Origin of the sequence: Anaerobiospirillum thomasii (assembly GCF_900445255.1) — a bacterium.
In the GTDB taxonomy this organism is placed as follows: domain Bacteria; phylum Pseudomonadota; class Gammaproteobacteria; order Enterobacterales; family Succinivibrionaceae; genus Anaerobiospirillum_A; species Anaerobiospirillum_A thomasii.
On the sequence record NZ_UAPU01000007.1, the window covers coordinates 330,982 to 348,478 of the forward strand.

Annotated in this window: 15 protein-coding genes and 1 tRNA gene; 10 read left to right on the plus strand and 6 right to left on the minus strand. The window is 40.2% G+C overall.

What is annotated here, in order from left to right:
- Positions 1 to 30: 30 nt before the first annotated feature.
- Together DRZ93_RS08730 and DRZ93_RS08735 are read left to right on the plus strand one after the other, a co-directional pair.
- Positions 31 to 1,557, plus strand: coding sequence for a fumarate hydratase (locus DRZ93_RS08730; protein ID WP_113746374.1), 1,527 nt, complete (start codon positions 31 to 33; stop codon positions 1,555 to 1,557).
- A 128-nt stretch (positions 1,558 to 1,685) separates the two neighbouring features.
- Positions 1,686 to 1,775 (plus strand) — tRNA-Ser (locus DRZ93_RS08735).
- Between the two features lie 179 nt (positions 1,776 to 1,954).
- Here DRZ93_RS08735 and DRZ93_RS08740 read toward each other — a convergent pair.
- On the minus strand, positions 1,955 to 3,676 hold the full coding sequence (locus tag DRZ93_RS08740; protein ID WP_113743941.1) for a potassium/proton antiporter: 1,722 nt from the start codon (positions 3,674 to 3,676) through the stop codon (positions 1,955 to 1,957).
- Positions 3,677 to 4,022: 346 nt separating this feature from the next.
- On the opposite strand from DRZ93_RS08740, the gene asnB reads away from it, so the two are divergent.
- From asnB to hemH, 3 genes are all read left to right on the plus strand, one after another.
- Positions 4,023 to 5,717, plus strand: coding sequence for an asparagine synthase B (gene asnB / locus DRZ93_RS08745; protein WP_113746375.1), 1,695 nt, complete (start codon positions 4,023 to 4,025; stop codon positions 5,715 to 5,717).
- A gap of 66 nt (positions 5,718 to 5,783) precedes the next feature.
- The gene (locus tag DRZ93_RS08750; RefSeq protein WP_113746376.1) at positions 5,784 to 6,770 is read left to right on the plus strand and encodes a hypothetical protein; all 987 of its coding nucleotides are present in this window, start codon (positions 5,784 to 5,786) and stop codon (positions 6,768 to 6,770) included.
- Between the two features lie 16 nt (positions 6,771 to 6,786).
- Positions 6,787 to 7,755 (plus strand): ferrochelatase, encoded by a 969-nt coding sequence (gene hemH / locus DRZ93_RS08755; RefSeq protein ID WP_113746377.1) that lies wholly within the window; start codon positions 6,787 to 6,789, stop codon positions 7,753 to 7,755.
- 4 nt (positions 7,756 to 7,759) lie between these two features.
- Here hemH and DRZ93_RS13925 read toward each other — a convergent pair whose 3' ends face one another.
- Positions 7,760 to 7,957 carry a tRNA pseudouridine(55) synthase TruB gene (locus DRZ93_RS13925; protein WP_113746378.1) on the minus strand — a complete coding sequence of 66 codons (198 nt, stop codon included), beginning with the start codon at positions 7,955 to 7,957 and terminating at the stop codon, positions 7,760 to 7,762.
- Positions 7,958 to 8,030: 73 nt separating this feature from the next.
- Between DRZ93_RS13925 and DRZ93_RS08765 the strand changes: the two genes are divergently transcribed.
- Positions 8,031 to 10,085, plus strand: a complete 2,055-nt coding sequence (locus tag DRZ93_RS08765; RefSeq protein ID WP_113746379.1) for an IS1634 family transposase — start codon at positions 8,031 to 8,033, stop codon at positions 10,083 to 10,085.
- A gap of 429 nt (positions 10,086 to 10,514) precedes the next feature.
- Here DRZ93_RS08765 and DRZ93_RS08770 read toward each other — a convergent pair whose 3' ends face one another.
- The 4 genes from DRZ93_RS08770 to DRZ93_RS08785 form a co-directional block, all read right to left on the minus strand.
- Positions 10,515 to 10,763: a hypothetical protein gene (locus DRZ93_RS08770; RefSeq protein WP_113745863.1), complete on the minus strand. Its 249-nt coding sequence runs from the start codon at positions 10,761 to 10,763 to the stop codon at positions 10,515 to 10,517.
- 9 nt (positions 10,764 to 10,772) lie between these two features.
- A complete protein-coding gene (locus tag DRZ93_RS08775) occupies positions 10,773 to 11,528 on the minus strand; it encodes an ATP-binding protein (RefSeq protein ID WP_113745864.1) in 756 nt (251 codons plus the stop codon).
- Entirely contained in the window at positions 11,528 to 13,261 is a 1,734-nt protein-coding gene (locus tag DRZ93_RS08780; RefSeq protein WP_113746020.1) for a Mu transposase domain-containing protein, read from the minus strand. The genes DRZ93_RS08775 and DRZ93_RS08780 overlap by 1 nt, the downstream gene beginning before the upstream one ends.
- A gap of 74 nt (positions 13,262 to 13,335) precedes the next feature.
- Positions 13,336 to 13,956 carry a hypothetical protein gene (locus DRZ93_RS08785; protein ID WP_113745870.1) on the minus strand — a complete coding sequence of 207 codons (621 nt, stop codon included), beginning with the start codon at positions 13,954 to 13,956 and terminating at the stop codon, positions 13,336 to 13,338.
- 675 nt (positions 13,957 to 14,631) lie between these two features.
- Here DRZ93_RS08785 and DRZ93_RS08790 point away from each other — a divergent pair.
- From DRZ93_RS08790 to DRZ93_RS08805, 4 genes are all read left to right on the plus strand, one after another.
- Positions 14,632 to 15,606 (plus strand): DDE-type integrase/transposase/recombinase, encoded by a 975-nt coding sequence (locus tag DRZ93_RS08790; RefSeq protein ID WP_113746380.1) that lies wholly within the window; start codon positions 14,632 to 14,634, stop codon positions 15,604 to 15,606.
- Between the two features lie 70 nt (positions 15,607 to 15,676).
- The gene (locus DRZ93_RS08795; RefSeq protein ID WP_113745866.1) at positions 15,677 to 16,489 is read left to right on the plus strand and encodes a hypothetical protein; all 813 of its coding nucleotides are present in this window, start codon (positions 15,677 to 15,679) and stop codon (positions 16,487 to 16,489) included.
- A gap of 16 nt (positions 16,490 to 16,505) precedes the next feature.
- Entirely contained in the window at positions 16,506 to 16,820 is a 315-nt protein-coding gene (locus tag DRZ93_RS08800; protein ID WP_113743094.1) for a hypothetical protein, read from the plus strand.
- Positions 16,821 to 16,971: 151 nt separating this feature from the next.
- Entirely contained in the window at positions 16,972 to 17,481 is a 510-nt protein-coding gene (locus DRZ93_RS08805) for a hypothetical protein (RefSeq protein ID WP_113745867.1), read from the plus strand.
- Positions 17,482 to 17,497: the final 16 nt, after the last annotated feature.

The window sequence follows — 17,497 nt, forward strand, 5'->3', positions numbered from 1 at the left end:
TTATCAATTCATTTATTTAGGAATTTGCCCATGACCACATTAATCAAGACTAAAGACTTTATAGATTCTATTTATGAGGCTTTGCAGTTCATTTCCTACTATCATCCAAAAGATTTCCTCGATGCCATGAAAAAAGCCTATGACATTGAGCAGAACCCATCTGCAAAGGCCGCCATTGCCCAGATTTTAAAGAATTCAAAAATGTGTGCCATAGGTCATCGTCCATTATGTCAGGATACAGGCGCTGTAACCTGCTTTGTCAAGATTGGTATGGATGTACGCTTTGAAGGCGACATGACTGTACAGGAAATGGTGGATGAGGGCACAAGACGCGCCTACTGCGATGAGCACAATCCACTGCGCAAATCAGTTTTAACCGATCCTGTAGGCAAGAGAGTCAACACCAAGGACAATGCCCCTGCTGTTGTGCATATTGAAATGATCAAGGGCGACAAGGTTGAAGTTGCCATTGCAGCCAAGGGCGGTGGCTCTGAGAACAAGACCCACTTAAAGATGTTAAATCCATCAGATTCAATTGTTGACTGGATTTTACATGAAATCCCTGCCATGGGTGCAGGCTGGTGCCCACCTGGCATCTTAGGTGTAGGCGTTGGTGGTACTCCTGAAAAATCTGCAATTTTAGCCAAAGAGGCTTTAAATGATCCTATTGATATTCAGGATCTTATTGCTCGCGGCCCTAGCAATGCCGATGAAGAGCTGCGTTTAGAGCTTTATGAGAAGATTAACAAATTAGGTATTGGCGCTCAGGGTTTAGGCGGTCTGACCACTGTGCTTGATGTCAAGGTCAAGAGCTATCCTTGCCATGCCGTATCCAAGGCCACAACCATTATTCCAAACTGCGCCGCCACCCGTCACATCGACTTTGAGCTTGACGGTTCAGGCCCTGCCACCTTCACTCCTCCATCACTTGATGACTATCCAGAGATTGAGCTTAGTGGCTCTGACAATGTTAAGAAGGTAAATCTTGATACTCTGACCAAAGAAGAGATTGCCACCTGGAAGATGGGTGATACCCTGCTTTTAAGCGGCACCATTCTAACCGGCCGTGACGCTGCCCACAAGAGAATCTGCGATATGATTGCCAAGGGTGAGAAACTGCCTGATGGCGTTGATTTCAAGGGCAAGCTTATCTACTACGTAGGCCCTGTTCCTGCTGTAGGTGATGAGGTTGTAGGCCCTGCAGGTCCAACCACCTCAACCCGTATGGATAAATTTGTTGAGACTATGCTTGCACAGACTGGCCTGTTTGGCATGATCGGCAAGTCAGAGCGCGGCCCTGCTGCTGTTGAGTCTATCAAGAAGCACGGTGCTGCCTATCTCATGGCTGTAGGCGGAGCTGCCTATCTTGTGTCAAAAGCCATCAAGAGCGCCAAGGTTATAGCCTTTGAGGATCTTGGCATGGAGGCCATTCACGAGTTTAAGGTTGTCGATATGCCAGTTACTGTTGCAGTTGACGCTCAGGGCAACAATATCCACGCCGTAGGTCCTAAGGAGTGGAGCAAGAAGATTGAGGAAATCGGCTTTAAATACGTCTAAATAAAGCTTAGTTCTAATTAATCAGGCGCCTGCATCTGCAGGCGCTTTTTTTTGTTCGCTAAAAAAAGTTTTAATCAAAACTTGATTTTCTATTTTTTTTGCGTAAAATACACTCACTTTACAAATTTGGTTAGGTGTCCGAGAGGCTGAAGGAGCACGCCTGGAAAGCGTGTATACGTGAAAGCGTATCAAGGGTTCGAATCCCTTCCTAACCGCCATTCACAAATTCCCCTTTTTTATAGATATCTTGGCTTTATACCACTAAGGCTAAAGCAGATTTTATGTAATGTTTTAACACAGATATTTTAAAGAGTCCTGTTGTTTTAATCCCATATAAATTAAAACTGCAGCCATCTGACTGCAGTATAATTTTATATCTTAAACAAGATGCAAAGCTTTAGGTATAATGGTCAAGACCCACACGCTCGACGCTGTCACCTGTCATCTCAACTACTGTAAGCTTGACATTGATAAGGCCTAAGACATCGCCAACCTGCGGAAAACCGCCTATATGATAGGTCATAAACTCAGACAGATTCATAGTCTGCTCAAAGCTTGTAATCTCAATATTGTAGGTCTTTGCAATCTCACTCATAGTCATCTTGCCGTTTAAAATGGTATCGCCCTTGTAGAGCTTTGGCGTCTTCTGATTCTGATCGCGTGAGAATACTGAGTTTAACAGCATTTCATCGGCAGGAGAGCCAATAATACTTACAATATCATCATTGACAAGCTTGGTATCACCTGTGGCCTTTAACATGTGACCATCTCTGAACACGGCTGCAATCTGTGTACGCTTTGGAAAACGTATATTGCGCAGTTTGACACCATCCAGACTCTCTCTTTTTACATTGTAGCTATAAAGCTCAAAATCATCAGAGAGCATGACACCAACCTGAGATTTATTAATAGGACTGACCGAGGCTGGGGCATAGATCTTAAAGATCTTGGCAACAGGCAAAAGTGTGGCTCCCTGCAGTGACAATGAGAAAAGCACTACAATAAAGGCCACGTTAAAGAACAGCTGCGCATCATTTGCGCCAGCCATTACAGGATAGATGGACAGAACAATAGGCACAGAGCCACGCAGTCCCACCCATGAGATAAAGGACAGATCTTTTATTGAGTACTTCTTGAAAAATGGCTTAATGCATAAAAATACAGCCAGAGGACGGGCCACAAAGGCCAGCACAAAGGCCACAGCCACACCAGGTACAAGATATGGCAGCATCTGATGCGGTGTCACTAACAGGCCTAACATCAAAAACAGTGTAATCTGAGCAAGCCAGGTCAAGCCTTCACCTACTGGCAGCATATAGCTCAAAGGTCTTATATTCTGATTGCCAATAAACATGCCGTAGATAAATATGGCCAGAAAGCCTGAGCCATTGAGAGAGGCTGTAATGGCAAAGCCTACAAGACCAAGGCCTAAGGCTAATAGAGTATAAAGACCTGAGGATAAATGAATTGAGGCTATAACAAAACGGCCGAACAGACCAAAGATCACACCTAATATAATGCCAAGACCAAACTGTGAGATAAAGAAAAGTACAATATCCACAGGGGATGTCACATCGCCTGTGACAAAGGCTAAAAGCACAGTGGTGAGCAAAATAGCCATAGGATCGTTGGTGGCTGATTCTATCTGCAGTGTCGATGAAACCTTTTCCTTTAAATGCACACCGCCGTCACCTAGCAGTGAAAATACGGCTGCCGCATCAGTTGATCCAACAATGGCGCCAATAAGCAGCGATTCAATAAGAGACAGATCGAAAAACAGATAGGCAGCAAGGCCAGTAATACCTGAGGTTACAATAACGCCTGCCGTTGCTAAAAGCAGTGATTCTGAGGCCACCGAGCGGAACATCTTGACATTTGTGCGCAGACCGCCGTCAAGAAGAATAATGGCCAGCATCAGGTTTGAGATAAAGAAGGCCGATGAGTAGTCATTATAGATGATTTTAATAAATGGACCGTCCTCACCTGTAAGCATACCTATAGCCAGGAACAAAAGCAGTATGGGAGCGCCGAAAAATGAAGAAAGCTTGCTGGCCAGAACAGCTATAGTTAAAAGTGTACCACCTATAAAAAATACATAATTTATGTCAAAGCTTTCCATGATCTGATTGCTGCCCTAATATCTATTTTTGTTGTTTAATATGCAGCTGTATATTTTAAAGTAATTTTTACTGCTAATGTTTTATTTGTTTCAAAAAGCTAGACTTATGCACGCACATGCAAAATATTCTTGAAAAGAGGCACCTTTTGTAGCAAAAACGGGAAGATATGCGCAAAGCTTTTTCATTAGGCACTGCACTGCCTATGTGACAGCACCTGCAAGATTTTTACCAAAACGGTGCAAAGATATGATAATCTTTGCTATATTTTCACGAATGTGTTTTTATACAGTTGCAGATTAATATCTGTAAGAAAATGAGTGCAAATCTATAAATAGGAAAAATAAAATGTGTTCAATATTTGGAATTCTTGAGATTAAAGAAAACCCAGAACAGTTGCGCCGCCAGGCTTTGGAAATGTCAAGACGCCAGCTGCATCGTGGTCCTGACTGGGAGGGTATTTATCAGGGCGAGCATGCCATTATCGTGCATGAGCGTCTGTCAATTGTAGATCCATCAAACGGCGCTCAACCTCTGTACAATAATAATCGCACTCATGTACTTGCCGCTAATGGTGAGATTTACAATCACAGACAGTTAAAAGCCGAGCTCAAAGACGCCTATGAATTCTCCACAGGCTCTGACTGTGAGGTTATTCTGCCTTTATATGCAGAATTTAAAAAGACAGGCGAGATCTTTTTAGACCGTCTTATCGGTGACTTTGCCTTTATGGTCTATGATGCTGAGGATAACAGCTATTTTATTGCCCGTGACCACATGGGTATTGTACCTTTATATGTAGGTCAGGATCATGCCGGCCGCTTCTATGTTGCCTCTGAAATGAAGGCACTGACCCCTGTGTGCGATGCCGTCAAGGAATTTCCACCAGGCTGCTATCTGTATTCAAAAGATGGCAGTGACTTTAAGACCTATTACAAGCGCGACTGGATGGAGTATGACAATGTCAAAAACAATACTACATCTGTTGAACAGCTCAAAGAGGCTCTGATGGACAGCGTCAAGCGTCAGCTCATGTGCGACGTGCCATATGGCGTACTGCTCTCAGGCGGTCTTGATTCATCAGTTATCTCAGCTATTGCTAAGTTTTATGCCGAAGGCCGTGTTGAAGATGACGGCAAGACACAGGCCTGGTTCCCACGCCTGCACTCTTTTGCCATTGGCCTCAAGGATGCACCTGATCTGAAAAAAGCCCGTGTAGTTGCCGATTATCTTGGTACTGTACACCATGAAATCAACTATACAGTACAAGAGGGTATAGATGCCCTGCGCGATGTTATATATCATATTGAAACCTATGATGTAACCACCATCCGCGCCTCAACCCCAATGTTCCTCATGGCCCGCTACATCAAGGCCATGGGTATCAAGATGGTACTCTCAGGCGAAGGCTCAGATGAGATCTTCGGTGGCTATCTGTATTTCCACAAGGCTCCTGATTCAAAGGAATTCCACGAAGAGCTCGTGCGTAAACTCTCACAGCTGCACCTGTATGACTGCCTGCGCGCCAACAAGTCACTTATGGCCTGGGGCGTTGAAGGTCGTGTGCCATTCCTTGACAAGAAGTTTTTAGATGTTGCCATGCGCATCAATCCTGAGGATAAGATGTGCCCTGGCAAGACTATTGAGAAGAAGGTATTGCGTGAGGCCTTTACCGGCATGCTGCCAGATGATGTGCTCTGGCGTCAGAAAGAGCAGTTCTCTGATGGCGTAGGCTATTCATGGATTGATGCTCTGCGCGATTATGCCGAGCAGCAGGTATCTGATGTAAAATTTGAGCAAAGAGCCGTACGCTTCCCTGTCAACACTCCTGTCACCAAGGAAGCCTATCTGTATCGCGAGATCTTTGAAGAGCTCTTTAAACTCCCATCAGCTGTAAGCACTGTACCTTATGGCAAGTCAGTAGCCTGCTCCACAGAGACAGCTATTGCCTGGGATGAGAAGTTTAAGAACATGGCTGATCCTTCAGGCCGCGCCGTGACCGATGTGCACGATGATGCCTATGAAATGGGTCATAAGCTCTAAAATGATTTACTAAAAGGGCAGGTTAATCCTGCCTTTTTTGCTTTATACACCTAAAAAACAATTCAGATGTCAAAAACCGGACTGATTCGCATACCCTATTATCCGCAGCTTAATGTACTGTGTGACAATAAGATAGGTGCCCTGTCACTTACCTTATCCGTGCTTTTATTCTGGAGCTCACGCTCTGATAGAGCCCTTTTTTCCAAAAAGGAGCATGCCTATCAGATAGCTCAGCATCTAAACCTCTGCCTTGATGAGGTCATAACAGCCTTAGATACCCTTCAAACCCTAGGTATTCTTGATGAGAGCATTTTAACCAAGGCTCAGGTTAAAATTATGCGCAAAGGCGCTCTGGCCACCATAACTGAAAATGATCATAAAAAGACCATTGCCTTTTTAAGGGTTAATTTTATAAAGCTCTCGCAGATCCTAAACAGCTATGGCGTGCACTTTAGCCCAAGAACTCTGCGCCATGCAAGTGATGACAGCTTTGATATGTATGATGTCATTGTCCCTGCACTGCTGCCAGAGCGTCAGACTCTTATAGGAACGCTTACAGGTGATGATTTTGAAAAAGCTGCAGAGATTATTGCCTCACTTGCCATTTACTGTGTCCAAAAGGATGATGATTTTTCCTATAAGGCCATAGCTCCAGGCTGGCATATGCTACTTAAAAAGCCATCACGCAGCTGCGATATTGTAAGACGCTGGCTTGATGGTGAGCAAAGAGCTATAGATCTTTCATTTACAGATGGAAATCTGTTTTTAATAGATGGCATGGCAACAGGAGCAAACGAGCATTTTATAAGACATTATAAAAAAGGCTCTGAGAGTAAAATTTTAGGCTGTGCCTGTCTTTTAGCCCTGTCGGCAAGCTTTGATTATCTTCAGGTATGCACAGATATTGATGATGAGCTTATTGTCAAAGCCTGCAGCTATCTATACAGCGCCACTGATATCAAAGCTAAATTTGATATGAGCTTTTTTAACTACAGAGAGCTTGACGGACATGATGTGGCAAAGCTTAAAACCATGCTTGCAGATGTATTTTAGTCTTTAGTGTCAGATTATGAAAAAAGCGGTTGTTCTTATCAATACAGGCTCTATATACGCAGCAGACAGATCTGAGTATCTTGCCTTTATGCGCCGCTTTTTATCGGATATCAATGTAGTCAAGCTGCCTTTGTGGCTAAAACCACTGCTCTTTAGACTTATTCTGCCTCTGCGCTCTTCTCGTATCCTGTCACACTATAAAAGTATATTTACCGATAAGGGCAATCCTTATTTTATCTATACACAAAATCTTGTAGATACACTTAATAAAGCCACTGATGATTGTGATTTTTATCAGGCACAAAGCTATAGCAGACCTTTTTTAAAAGATGTGCTTGTTGCTTTAAAGGCTAAAGGCTACAGCGCTGATGATATTATCTTTATACCTTTATATCCTCAGTACTGCAGAGCCACCACACAGGCCGCCATGTCTTTGATTAAAAAGACTCTAAGAGAAGTTTTTGTAAATATATCAGAGCCTTACAATTTTCACTCCATTAAATCCTACTGTTTTGATAATGCCTATATCAAGGCCCTTGCTGCATCTTTTAAGGATCACAGCCTTGGAGATCATATTATCTTTACCTATCACTCTATGCTAAAGGAGTCTATTGCCTCAGGGGACAGCTATCAAAAAGAGTGTGAATATACTACACAGTCAGTGTGCAAAGCTCTTATGCTCAATCCTGATAAGATAAGTCATACCTATCAGTCACCAGCAGGTTTAAGGCAGGCCTGGCTTGGCCCTTTTTTAGATGAGAGACTAATTGAACTTGCCAAAGATGGCATTAAACATGTAACTGTAATTGCTCCCACCTTCAGCATTGACTGTCTTGAGACTTTATATGAGATAAAGATTGAAAATCAAAAACGCTTTATTGAACATGGCGGGGATAGGCTTGAGTATATTGCTGCCTTAAATGACAGCAATGATCACGCAGATTTGATTTTACATCTGCTGCAAAAGTACACAGAGCAGATGTAAGGTTTTAAAAATCCAGATTTGACATCATACGGCGTGGAATTAACATACCCTTTTTAAAATAGCCAACACCCAGGAAGCGGCCGTTGCAGCGTATCTGCACATTCTCCTCCTCTTTTGCTATAAGAGCCTTCCTGCGTTTAGCACTTAAGTAATATAAAAAATGTCTCCAGGCCCGAATGGGCCTTTTTTTGCGCCAAATTATATTTTTTTATCTACAACGCACCCCACATACCCTAAATATGATATAATAAGAACATAAAACGGCGGGGGTGCTTATGTATCTGACTAAAAGAACTAAAAATGGTGGGGTCTATCTGTATCTGGTAGAGAATTATAAAGATCCAGATTCAGGCAAACGTAAGGTCAGAACCATAAAAAGTTTCGGTAAACTTGAAAGTATCGACAGTGAGACTCTTTCAAAACTTGAAGCTCAATATGCACAGCCTGCACAAAAGAGCAGAGAGGAGCAAAAGAACCACATCAATAGATCGTTGACATCTATTACAGATATTGCCAACTCATTCGAGCAAAGCAATTTCAATAAAGCTAATCTGCTGCACTATTCAAATCTCATCATAAGACCAATATGGAAGCAGCTTAATCTTGACTACAAACTTAACTATCTACAAAAGCAATTTACTAAAATAACTTCCTACAAACTTTCTGACATCCTGTTCTATCTGGTGTGCAGAAAAATTACCAGTCCGTCATCCTACATTAACTCATTTACTGAGCAGAGCACTGTTTTAAATAATCCTATTGAAGGCATCTGTCAGGACAATATCTACGCAGCATTGGATTATTTCAATAAATTCTACAGAGAGCTTTTGCCATACGCAGTAAAGAAATCATATGCACAAAAAGACTATGAACCATGTAACAAAGATGGCGGTCCAAATATGATATTTTTCGACTGCACCAACTGCTACTTTGAAACTCCATATGACGATAGAGAGCAATTTACACACACGTTTATTAAGCAGAAAAAAGATGAGCTTATTGACAGTGGAGCAAGTGTTGAACAGATTGAGAAGTACCTTGACAGTGAAGAGTTTTTAGGAGAGCTGGATACTGCTATTAAAGATCATGAAGAAGAATTTATAAGAATGCGCGGCCCATCAAAAGAGGCACGTTTCAGTCAACCCCTTGTCTCAGTTTCTCTGGTAATAGATGAGCGAGGTGTTCCTATTGATTTTGCTGTATTTCCTGGCAATCACTCTGAATTTAAACAGGTTGCTCCTACTATTGAGAGACTCAAAGAGCAGTATAACGTACAGAACTGTTATTTTGTTGCAGACAGAGGCATTAACTCTACCTCCAATCTTGAGGAGATATTAAAGAAATCATTGGGGTTTATTGTTGCTCAGAAGATTACTGGACAGTCGAAAAAAGATACTGAGCAAATGTTGGATCCTAACGGCTGGAAGAGTTTTGATTTGACATCTGACAGCAAGATCAATTTTATTAAAGACGATATCGACAGAGGCTTTAAATATAAGGTTTGTAAAAAGGAAAAAAGCGCAAGGGTAGTGCTTGAAAATGGAACTGTTAAAACCATAAAGGTTAATTGCAATATTGTTTATACATTCTCTCCAAAACGTAGGGAAAAAGAGCTGCATGATATTGAAGAGGCAAAAATCAAGGCCCAACAAGCCATTGATGAAGGCAGACTTATGGGGAACCCGTCCGGCTCTGGCTGGCGCTGTCTGGTGAAAACACAAAAAGAAGTAACACAAAATAAAAAAGACAAGCAGCTTTATAAAGCCGTAGCTCTGAATCAGGATGTAATCGAAAACCGAATCAGGCTTGCAGGATATAGCGCGATTATTTATGAAGATCCAAAAAGTGTTAAAGAGAAAGGAGCTGAAATAAGTGATTGTGTAGTGCTTGGCGCCTATCACTCCTTAGTGCGTATTGAGGAATGTTTTAGAATAATGAAAAATAGCTTTGAGCTCAGACCTGTTTATGTCAAGCGTTATGAAAGAACTGTTGCTCATGTATTTATCTGTGTGTTATCACTGATGATTTTAAGACTGATGCAGATAAGACTCAGTGAGTATGGGGTACATATAACGATCAATCAGATCACATCAAATCTCAACAAGGCTATGGTTATGCCTTTGTGTCTTAGTAAAGAAGATACGCTTTACATAAATTGCTTTGAAAATGCTGATATCTATACTCCTAAGTCTACAAGGCTATCAGCTCAGGATAATGACGTACTTGATGTAAAATCAGCCATTGACAATTACAATAACCAAAGGAAAAAAGAAGCCGATATTATAGATACCATTATAAAAGCTATGGGTCTTGTGGAAAATCCGGTCTAAAATCTCATCTGATCCGGTAGTGCCTCAGTATTAGATCTTGAAAACGGACGACACCAATTCCTATTAAATCTCATCTGATCTTGAGCTAAAATTTGTCCTAAACTCTAGCAGTAGTTCCTGCCTACTTTTGTTCAATACTGTTTTTATACATCTGATCCTGACCTAAATCAGTATTTCCGCTCTTCTTACACATGATCTTTTGTCTATTAAATCCTTCTGGTAATCATGCCATCTTTAAAGGCATCGTCAGATCCTGAGGGTTATCAGAAGTTCCTATTGCACCAAAACAGTACTTCCGTTACATCATCTATTGATCTTGTATAGCACGTCAGATCTTTAGGCAGTTACTCTGTAAACTGACGCCATAAATATAGCTTTTATATAGGCTTATTAGAGATAAAACCCTGACACTAGGCCAGGGTTTTTGTGTTATAAAATGATATCGATTTTAACAACTCTGCCAAGATGAAGTTGCGGCCTCATTGGTTTACCTCCTAGAAACCATTCATGGCTGTTTAAATTAAAATCGACCATATGGGAGATCCATTTTGATTTGCCATGTCTATCCTTTTTTTTCAGATAGATGGTATCTCCTATATTTATTTCATAGTCATCAATATAAAGACAGTTACTGTCATTATTAAATGCAAGACGGCCTAATATTTTTAACTTATACACGACAAGCTCCTAGACAAAGTCATATGGCAGAAGTGTAATATCCTGTACACACTGATTAATGCGCCTAGTTACAGCATCTGTTATGGCTGCATCAATATTTACAAACCTTTTAGCCATACCTACAGATGTAAGCTGTGTTGCTATCAGTGTAGACGCAGTATTAATACGATCATTTAAAATATCATTAAGATATTTAGCATACCTGGCTTCATAAAAGTCGGTCAAAAATAAATCATCTATTATCAGCAGGTGCACCTTTTTAAGCTTTTCTCTGAATTTAAGTCTTTGCTCTACGTTAAATATAGAGAATTGCTCTAGGAGATCATTGGCTATTGTATATTGTACACTCATGCCTCTGAGGCAAGCTCTTCTACCGATATTGCATATGAGCTCTGTCTTACCTGTTCCAGATGCTCCTCGTACTATGACATTTTGTTTTTTAACTACAAAACTCAGCGAGGCAAGCTCTGCCATAGTTGTATTACTAAGCCCTCTCTTTTCACTCCTTAAAATAAAATCTAAATCTTGATTTCCTCTGAGTTTACTGCGCTTTAACAGCGTCTGACCTTTAACCTCATTAGCATAATCAATATGCTCTTGAAGCGCCATCAGCAGTCTTTCATTAAATGTCAAACCGCTAAATATGTCTGGCGTTGTAAACTGGCGATGAAAGGCCAGAGCAAGGCCTTTTAAACGAATGTCTTTAAAAGCTTTTATTATACGGCTTTCATCTTCAGTTAGAGTGTAAGTTTGTTCATTTGACATTATTTATTCTCCTGTGCTTTACCCAATTTTCTGGCCATAGCCACATCTCTAGAGTTGCGCAGAACACCATCGTCATCAACACTAAATGTTAAATTACCTTGCTCACTGGCTTTGTCAGATCTGGGCTCATTGATGACGGGATCTTCTGCAGTACAGGCTATATCGGCAATATCATCCTCACGCGGTTTTAAAGACTCTGATACCATCTGCTTATAAATTTGGACTAAATTTGTTATGTTTCTAACAGCTGGTTCCATCTGCATTATTTTCATGAATGTCTTATCAGCAAGCTCTGTGTTGGCAGATCCTTTATAGAAATTAATGGCCGCAACACATGCTTTGAGGGCATGTCCGTTTTTTTGCTTATTTTTCCATGAACAGTATGAGTGCAGATTTTTACTGAGATTAAAAGCTTCATCCAGCGCCTGTTCAATCTTTAAATACTTCCTTTCATCTTGAACGGCCTTGTGGTTCTCAGGCATATGTGCTCTAATCGTATTGACGCTGTTATTTTGTGCAAAATTAATAGGATGCGTGGCAATAAGGCGATCATCGCATGATATTGTTAATATATTTTCATACACTCTGACTGTTACCACCTGACCTATATAGGTATATGGGACAGAATATTTATTTGTACCAAATGTTATATGGTAGTTACGAGGCACTTTGAGGATATAGATATGGGCAAATTGAGGTATGGTAGAGATCATGGCGCGGGCTTTAGGTTTTTCACAATGCTCAAACAGATAGGCTCTGTTTTGCTCTAAATCTCCACGCAGCTGGGCCTGATTAATACGCTTTTCAATCAGATCCTGTAATAGGTGGTTATGTTCCTCCAGTGATCTTGGTGTGTCACTGTCATAATTGTTGATAACACGTTCAGTTATTAACCTTACAGCGTATTCAACCCTGGATTTATGAGTTGGCGCACGTGGTGATGTTGGATGTACAAATACATCAAAACGCGACATAAAGTCTTCAAATGATTTATTTATGATAGGCTCTGATATAATAGAGTGATCTTCTACCCATGCTTTGGCATTGTCAGGTATTATTTCCTGGGGTAGACAGTTAAAGTGCTTAAATGCAGCGCTTATAGCTATGCATGTAGCCTCTGTGGTCTGTCTTTCTACGAATCTTGCAAAAACGTAACAACTGGCAGACCACACAATTACAAATACATTAAAATCTGTCTTAACGCCTCCAGGAAGTGTCAGAGCACACTTTTTTCCGGCAAAATCAATTTCGCAGCTTAGTCCATATGTCTTGTCCATGATAAATACTGGATCAGCCGTTTTTGCAAAAAGCTCATCTTCTGCCTTTTTTAAATAATGATAAAACTGACTGCGAGATAAGTAGTGCCATTTATTGGCAATACAGTTTTCCATGTAATTAAAATAATAAAATTGCTTGCTCATATGCCTTTCCAGGCGGTCTACAGCCATCTCCAAAAAATCTGGCATAAACTCTGAGCGGGAGACATGCTCCTCCTGAGTACCATTATCTGTACCTGATGCCAGATAGCATATATCTACAAGTTGCTGATTACTAAGAAGCTCAAGAGAGTATCGGGAGCAGATGTCTGCTTTAAACAGCCTCTCTTTTATGTGCGATACAGTAAAACGGGAGACACCAACTCTAGCTCCAATCTGGGTATTATTCAGCCCTCCAAGAATAAGCTTGGCTATGTCTTTGAGCTTGTCTGCGCTCAAATGCTGTCTTTTTGTCATTAAAAGTTCCTTAAAAAAATATGACAAACCCCATGTTTGTCTTCAACAAAGGGTATTTTAAGGACTTTTAAAAATTAGTCGTTATTTGCTGTACGAAAGCGCATAAGTATGGCATTTTGTATATTTTCACTATTATGGAGCAACAGGCAGAACCTAGGGGCCGTCAGGCATGAAACCGTAATATCAAAAAATTTAAATACTCTATGCTTGAGAGAGTTAAACTGTTTTATATGATATTTCCATCTTTGTATCAGCTTTAATACTTTCTTACATTCTTGTTTAAATAGACTGAGATCACCGCAGCGAGCTTCTAAATCTTTATTTTGTACATTTTCTGATTCTGCTGCTATATAGTCTTCAATAACTTGTTTTAAATGACTTTGGCCAGGCTCAAAAATATCTGGCTGTACAAGATGGTAACGTGACACCTTATGCTTCTTGCAAGCACCACAATTACAATCTTTGTTTTCGCAAAACATCTGAGGAATAAGCACTGTAATTTTCACTCCATAGATCAGGCGTTTGGCCTTGCTAATATAAGCTTTAAATTTGAGTTTCTTATTACAGAGTGGACAGATTAAATATTGAAAAGCATCTTTATGTAAAAGCAATCTTATAGGCTTTGAAAGGCCATTATTGATGGCTTCATTGAGCTCATCAATATTAGAAAATAAATTTTGTGTTAAAATAAACATTCAAGTAGTGTGAGCTCTTTATTCTTGGCGGAAGTGAGCTCACCTCTCCTTCTAATATCCTAGCAAAACAACTTTTTAGTTGATTCTAACAATGTTCAATAGTTTACATAAAGTAGCCATAAAAAGAGCTGCGTTGTAGACGAGTGCATTAAAATAATGCAATAAGATCTGATGTATATGCTTAAGAATAAAGGTTTGCATAACATAAGATATGTGCAAAAGGCAGAACTGCGATTACAAGATCAGGATCAGGCGAGAAGATTAGGAATTCAAGAGCAAATTTAGGAATGATATAAAACGTCCCGGATCTATAGTTAAAACCAAGATTTAAAGATTAAAGATCAGATTCATTGATTGATATATATAGGATTTGGTGTTGGTTATTAATAAGATCAACCGAGATTGAAACCCGGAAATTTCAAAAGCCCTTGTCAAAGACTGGAAATCACGTATTGGCAAGGTATATTCACAATGTAAAAAAGGCAATACAAAAGGTGACGATACTCCATCTATCATAGTAGGTCGCTTCACTTTATATATTCTAGGGGAATGTGCCAACGCCCTTTGGGGCAGAATAGTACACTTTAATACATAAACATCAGGAATTTCCTTAGATAATAGCTCCATCGAAGCGTTAGATACTGGATTTAACGCAGTAAACTATATGGAGAAAATATGTCTCAAGGTAAAACATTAAACTCTGAGCAAATAAGGACTATAGCGAGGCTGACTTTTGCTGGCTTCACTAAATCTGCTATTGGCATAAGAGAGCGCATATCACGAATAACAGTGGCCCATATTCAAAGAAGATTATTTAAGGCCAATGTTGTAAGTGAGAACATTTTAAAAAGCAAAAGCAATCAGGAGCTTTTATATATCTGCTATGGCTCAACAAGCTCAAATAGCATGAATGATGATGCAAAAAAGGTCGCCTGCATTTCCAGGTCAGAGCATCAGCCTGATTTTGAAGAGATTGCTTTAGATAGAATAATTACTCGTGAAAACAAACAGTTTTATTATTTCAGATATATTGATGAGTGTAGCTTTTCCTCCGTTACCCCTATAACTAGGAGCTCATTTTATCGCCTACTGAAGGATGCTGAAGACAAGCTTAAAATACAGAGTAAAGATCCTGTCATGATCATAGACAAGCCGTATGGAGTTAGCTGCGAGATTGATTTTGCAGGCACCAAACTTGAATTGACATTGACTGGAGGTATTAAGGAGACATTCAGTGTCTTTGTAGCTACGTGGTCTGCAAGCTGCTATACATTTGGCTGTTTTGTCCAGAGACAGAGTACTGAGGCAACATGTAATGCATTAGCTAATGCTTTTCAACGGTGGGGATGTCTGCCACATGAGATTATTCCAGATAATGCGAAGGCATGGGTTGAAGACTGCAGCGTGCATGGAGAGTCTGTAACAAACAGATCTTTTAATGATTACCTATCACAGTTTGGTGTATTTATATCACCCGCCTCTCCAAGGTCACCGACTCATAAGTCAAGGGTTGAATTTGCGGTACGACTATTGACTGAAAGAGTGATTAGTAAATATGATACAAAACAGGAGTTGAATCTGCAAGAGCACAATATCTGCCTGCAGAAAATGATTGATAAATACATAAATCAGGCACCGTTTCACAAGTAACTAGAAACTATTAGGACCCTTTAAAAAGTCGCTGATCTATATAGAATATTTCCAAAACGGAGGAGACTATATGGATCGCCCAAATTTAAAATCTGTAAATAATCTTTCTGAAGAAGAACGTAAGGCTCTTACTAACGATTTGATTCAGACCAAGCTTTGCTCTTATCAATTAAGCCATAAGTATGGTATGGCCACTCAGCGTAGCATTTTAATTTTCGCCCGAGAGATCTTAGGTGATCTGTTTGAAAGTCGCGAGCAACTGGCCTTGATAACATTGCTTAAAGAAATATACCGTCTGGTGAAGGACGGAAGAGGATTAGCATATATTTGTAAAAAGTTTGGTATTTCAAATCACTTCGGTTATAAAATCATAAGACAGTTTTCACATCCTACCACAAAATATTGTATTGAGAATGGTACGCTGCTTAAGTCTGCCGATGGCATGTATCTGCCAACACTAATACTTCATTATAACAATGATATTCCACAGAACAATAAAGAGCATGAGCTGGCAGATACCCAAGGCAGTTATGTCTGCTCTGAAAAGTTAAAGCCATTTAGTTTTATAGATGTAATTGATGATGCTCAGTCAGAGGCCACACCCTTAGCAGATACAACACTACCAGCTGAAGCTCTGCCTTCACATGATATGGCAGGTTCATCAACCATGTCGGTGGCTTTAAGAAGTCAAACAGAGGAAGAAGACGGCGTCAAATCGGTTCCTGCGCTTATAAATCAGGATGGTGTAACCCACTCAGATACTAAATCAAATCATTTGATAAAAGTAAATATGGGCACTATCTCTTTTGAATACTGCAGTGTAGCTGAGCCAGAGCTATCTATAGCAAAACTTATAAGTCATATTGGCATAAATCAGGCGTGAGCTTAGGAGATAGATAATGTTTTTACCTCAGAATATGCGTATTGTGCTGGTCCGAGAGCCTGTCAGTGGCCGTTTTGGCATGTACAGGCTTTTAGCTCAGCTGTCTAATAATGCATTTGGTGTTGGCTGGAACGGAGTAGACCGCATAGCAGTACTTACCTTTAACAAGAAAAGGACCATAGCCACGATGATTATAGTGGATAGTAGTGGAACTTCGCTGGTACGCAGAGTACTCAACTCTGGTCGTTTTGATATAGAGCTAGATGAAGGAAAAATTCCCCTTTCTTATACTCGCAGTGAGCTTGAAGAGCTGCTAAGACTTGATACTTAAGTTGCGATTTAAACCATTGAAAATAAAAGAAAAATATCTGTATAGAATTGTGATATAAATCACCTAAAAATGCTGTTATTTTAGGTGATTTTCTTTATTTATCAATATAATTATGGTATAATTGACCTATCCACGAATTGAGGTGTTTATTATGCCTATTGATAAAAATTCCATAAAAAATCTGCCACAGGATGAGCCTGTATCAGTATATAAAGACAAGGGCAAAATTTATGTGGCTGTATATAAAACTCAGGTAGATGAAGCTACTGGAAGAAAAAAGAGAATAAGAACTATTGTAGGCCGTGTGGTTGATAATACCTATTACTCTATGGAAGAGTTTCATAGCCGCTTTAAAAAGGATTTGTCTTTACGCGAAGTTCCAGATGGCTCTGTACCAACGAGGCGCAGGCATGCCAGGCTTAATACCACACTTAAAGAGCATGGCGTGGATTTGAGCAAGGTTAAAAATCTGCCCACAGGTCCTGATGTCCGTATCTATAAGACAGGTAATTTTATCTATGTGGTCGAGCGTAAGCGCTTTAAAGTCGATGACAAGTATAAAACTCAGACCATATATCTGGGCAAGATAATAAACAACTGCTATTACACCATGGAGCAGTGCAAGGCAATGAATAACAGCAGACGCAGGAAGCAAAGCTGACCTGCATACTTCTATG

Excerpts from the sequence above, each read along its gene's own strand:
- DRZ93_RS08800 (WP_113743094.1), top strand. The coding sequence starts at position 16,506 with ATGTTTTTACCTCAGAATATGCGTATTGTGCTGGTCCGAGAGCCTGTC.
- DRZ93_RS08740 (WP_113743941.1), bottom strand. The coding sequence starts at position 3,676 with ATGGAAAGCTTTGACATAAATTATGTATTTTTTATAGGTGGTACACTT.
- hemH (WP_113746377.1), top strand. The coding sequence starts at position 6,787 with ATGAAAAAAGCGGTTGTTCTTATCAATACAGGCTCTATATACGCAGCA.
- DRZ93_RS08765 (WP_113746379.1), top strand. The coding sequence starts at position 8,031 with ATGTATCTGACTAAAAGAACTAAAAATGGTGGGGTCTATCTGTATCTG.
- DRZ93_RS08805 (WP_113745867.1), top strand. The coding sequence starts at position 16,972 with ATGCCTATTGATAAAAATTCCATAAAAAATCTGCCACAGGATGAGCCT.
- DRZ93_RS08780 (WP_113746020.1), bottom strand. The coding sequence starts at position 13,261 with ATGACAAAAAGACAGCATTTGAGCGCAGACAAGCTCAAAGACATAGCC.
- DRZ93_RS08730 (WP_113746374.1), top strand. The coding sequence starts at position 31 with ATGACCACATTAATCAAGACTAAAGACTTTATAGATTCTATTTATGAG.
- DRZ93_RS08785 (WP_113745870.1), bottom strand. The coding sequence starts at position 13,956 with ATGTTTATTTTAACACAAAATTTATTTTCTAATATTGATGAGCTCAAT.
- DRZ93_RS08795 (WP_113745866.1), top strand. The coding sequence starts at position 15,677 with ATGGATCGCCCAAATTTAAAATCTGTAAATAATCTTTCTGAAGAAGAA.
- DRZ93_RS08775 (WP_113745864.1), bottom strand. The coding sequence starts at position 11,528 with ATGTCAAATGAACAAACTTACACTCTAACTGAAGATGAAAGCCGTATA.
- DRZ93_RS08750 (WP_113746376.1), top strand. The coding sequence starts at position 5,784 with ATGTCAAAAACCGGACTGATTCGCATACCCTATTATCCGCAGCTTAAT.
- asnB (WP_113746375.1), top strand. The coding sequence starts at position 4,023 with ATGTGTTCAATATTTGGAATTCTTGAGATTAAAGAAAACCCAGAACAG.
- DRZ93_RS08790 (WP_113746380.1), top strand. The coding sequence starts at position 14,632 with ATGTCTCAAGGTAAAACATTAAACTCTGAGCAAATAAGGACTATAGCG.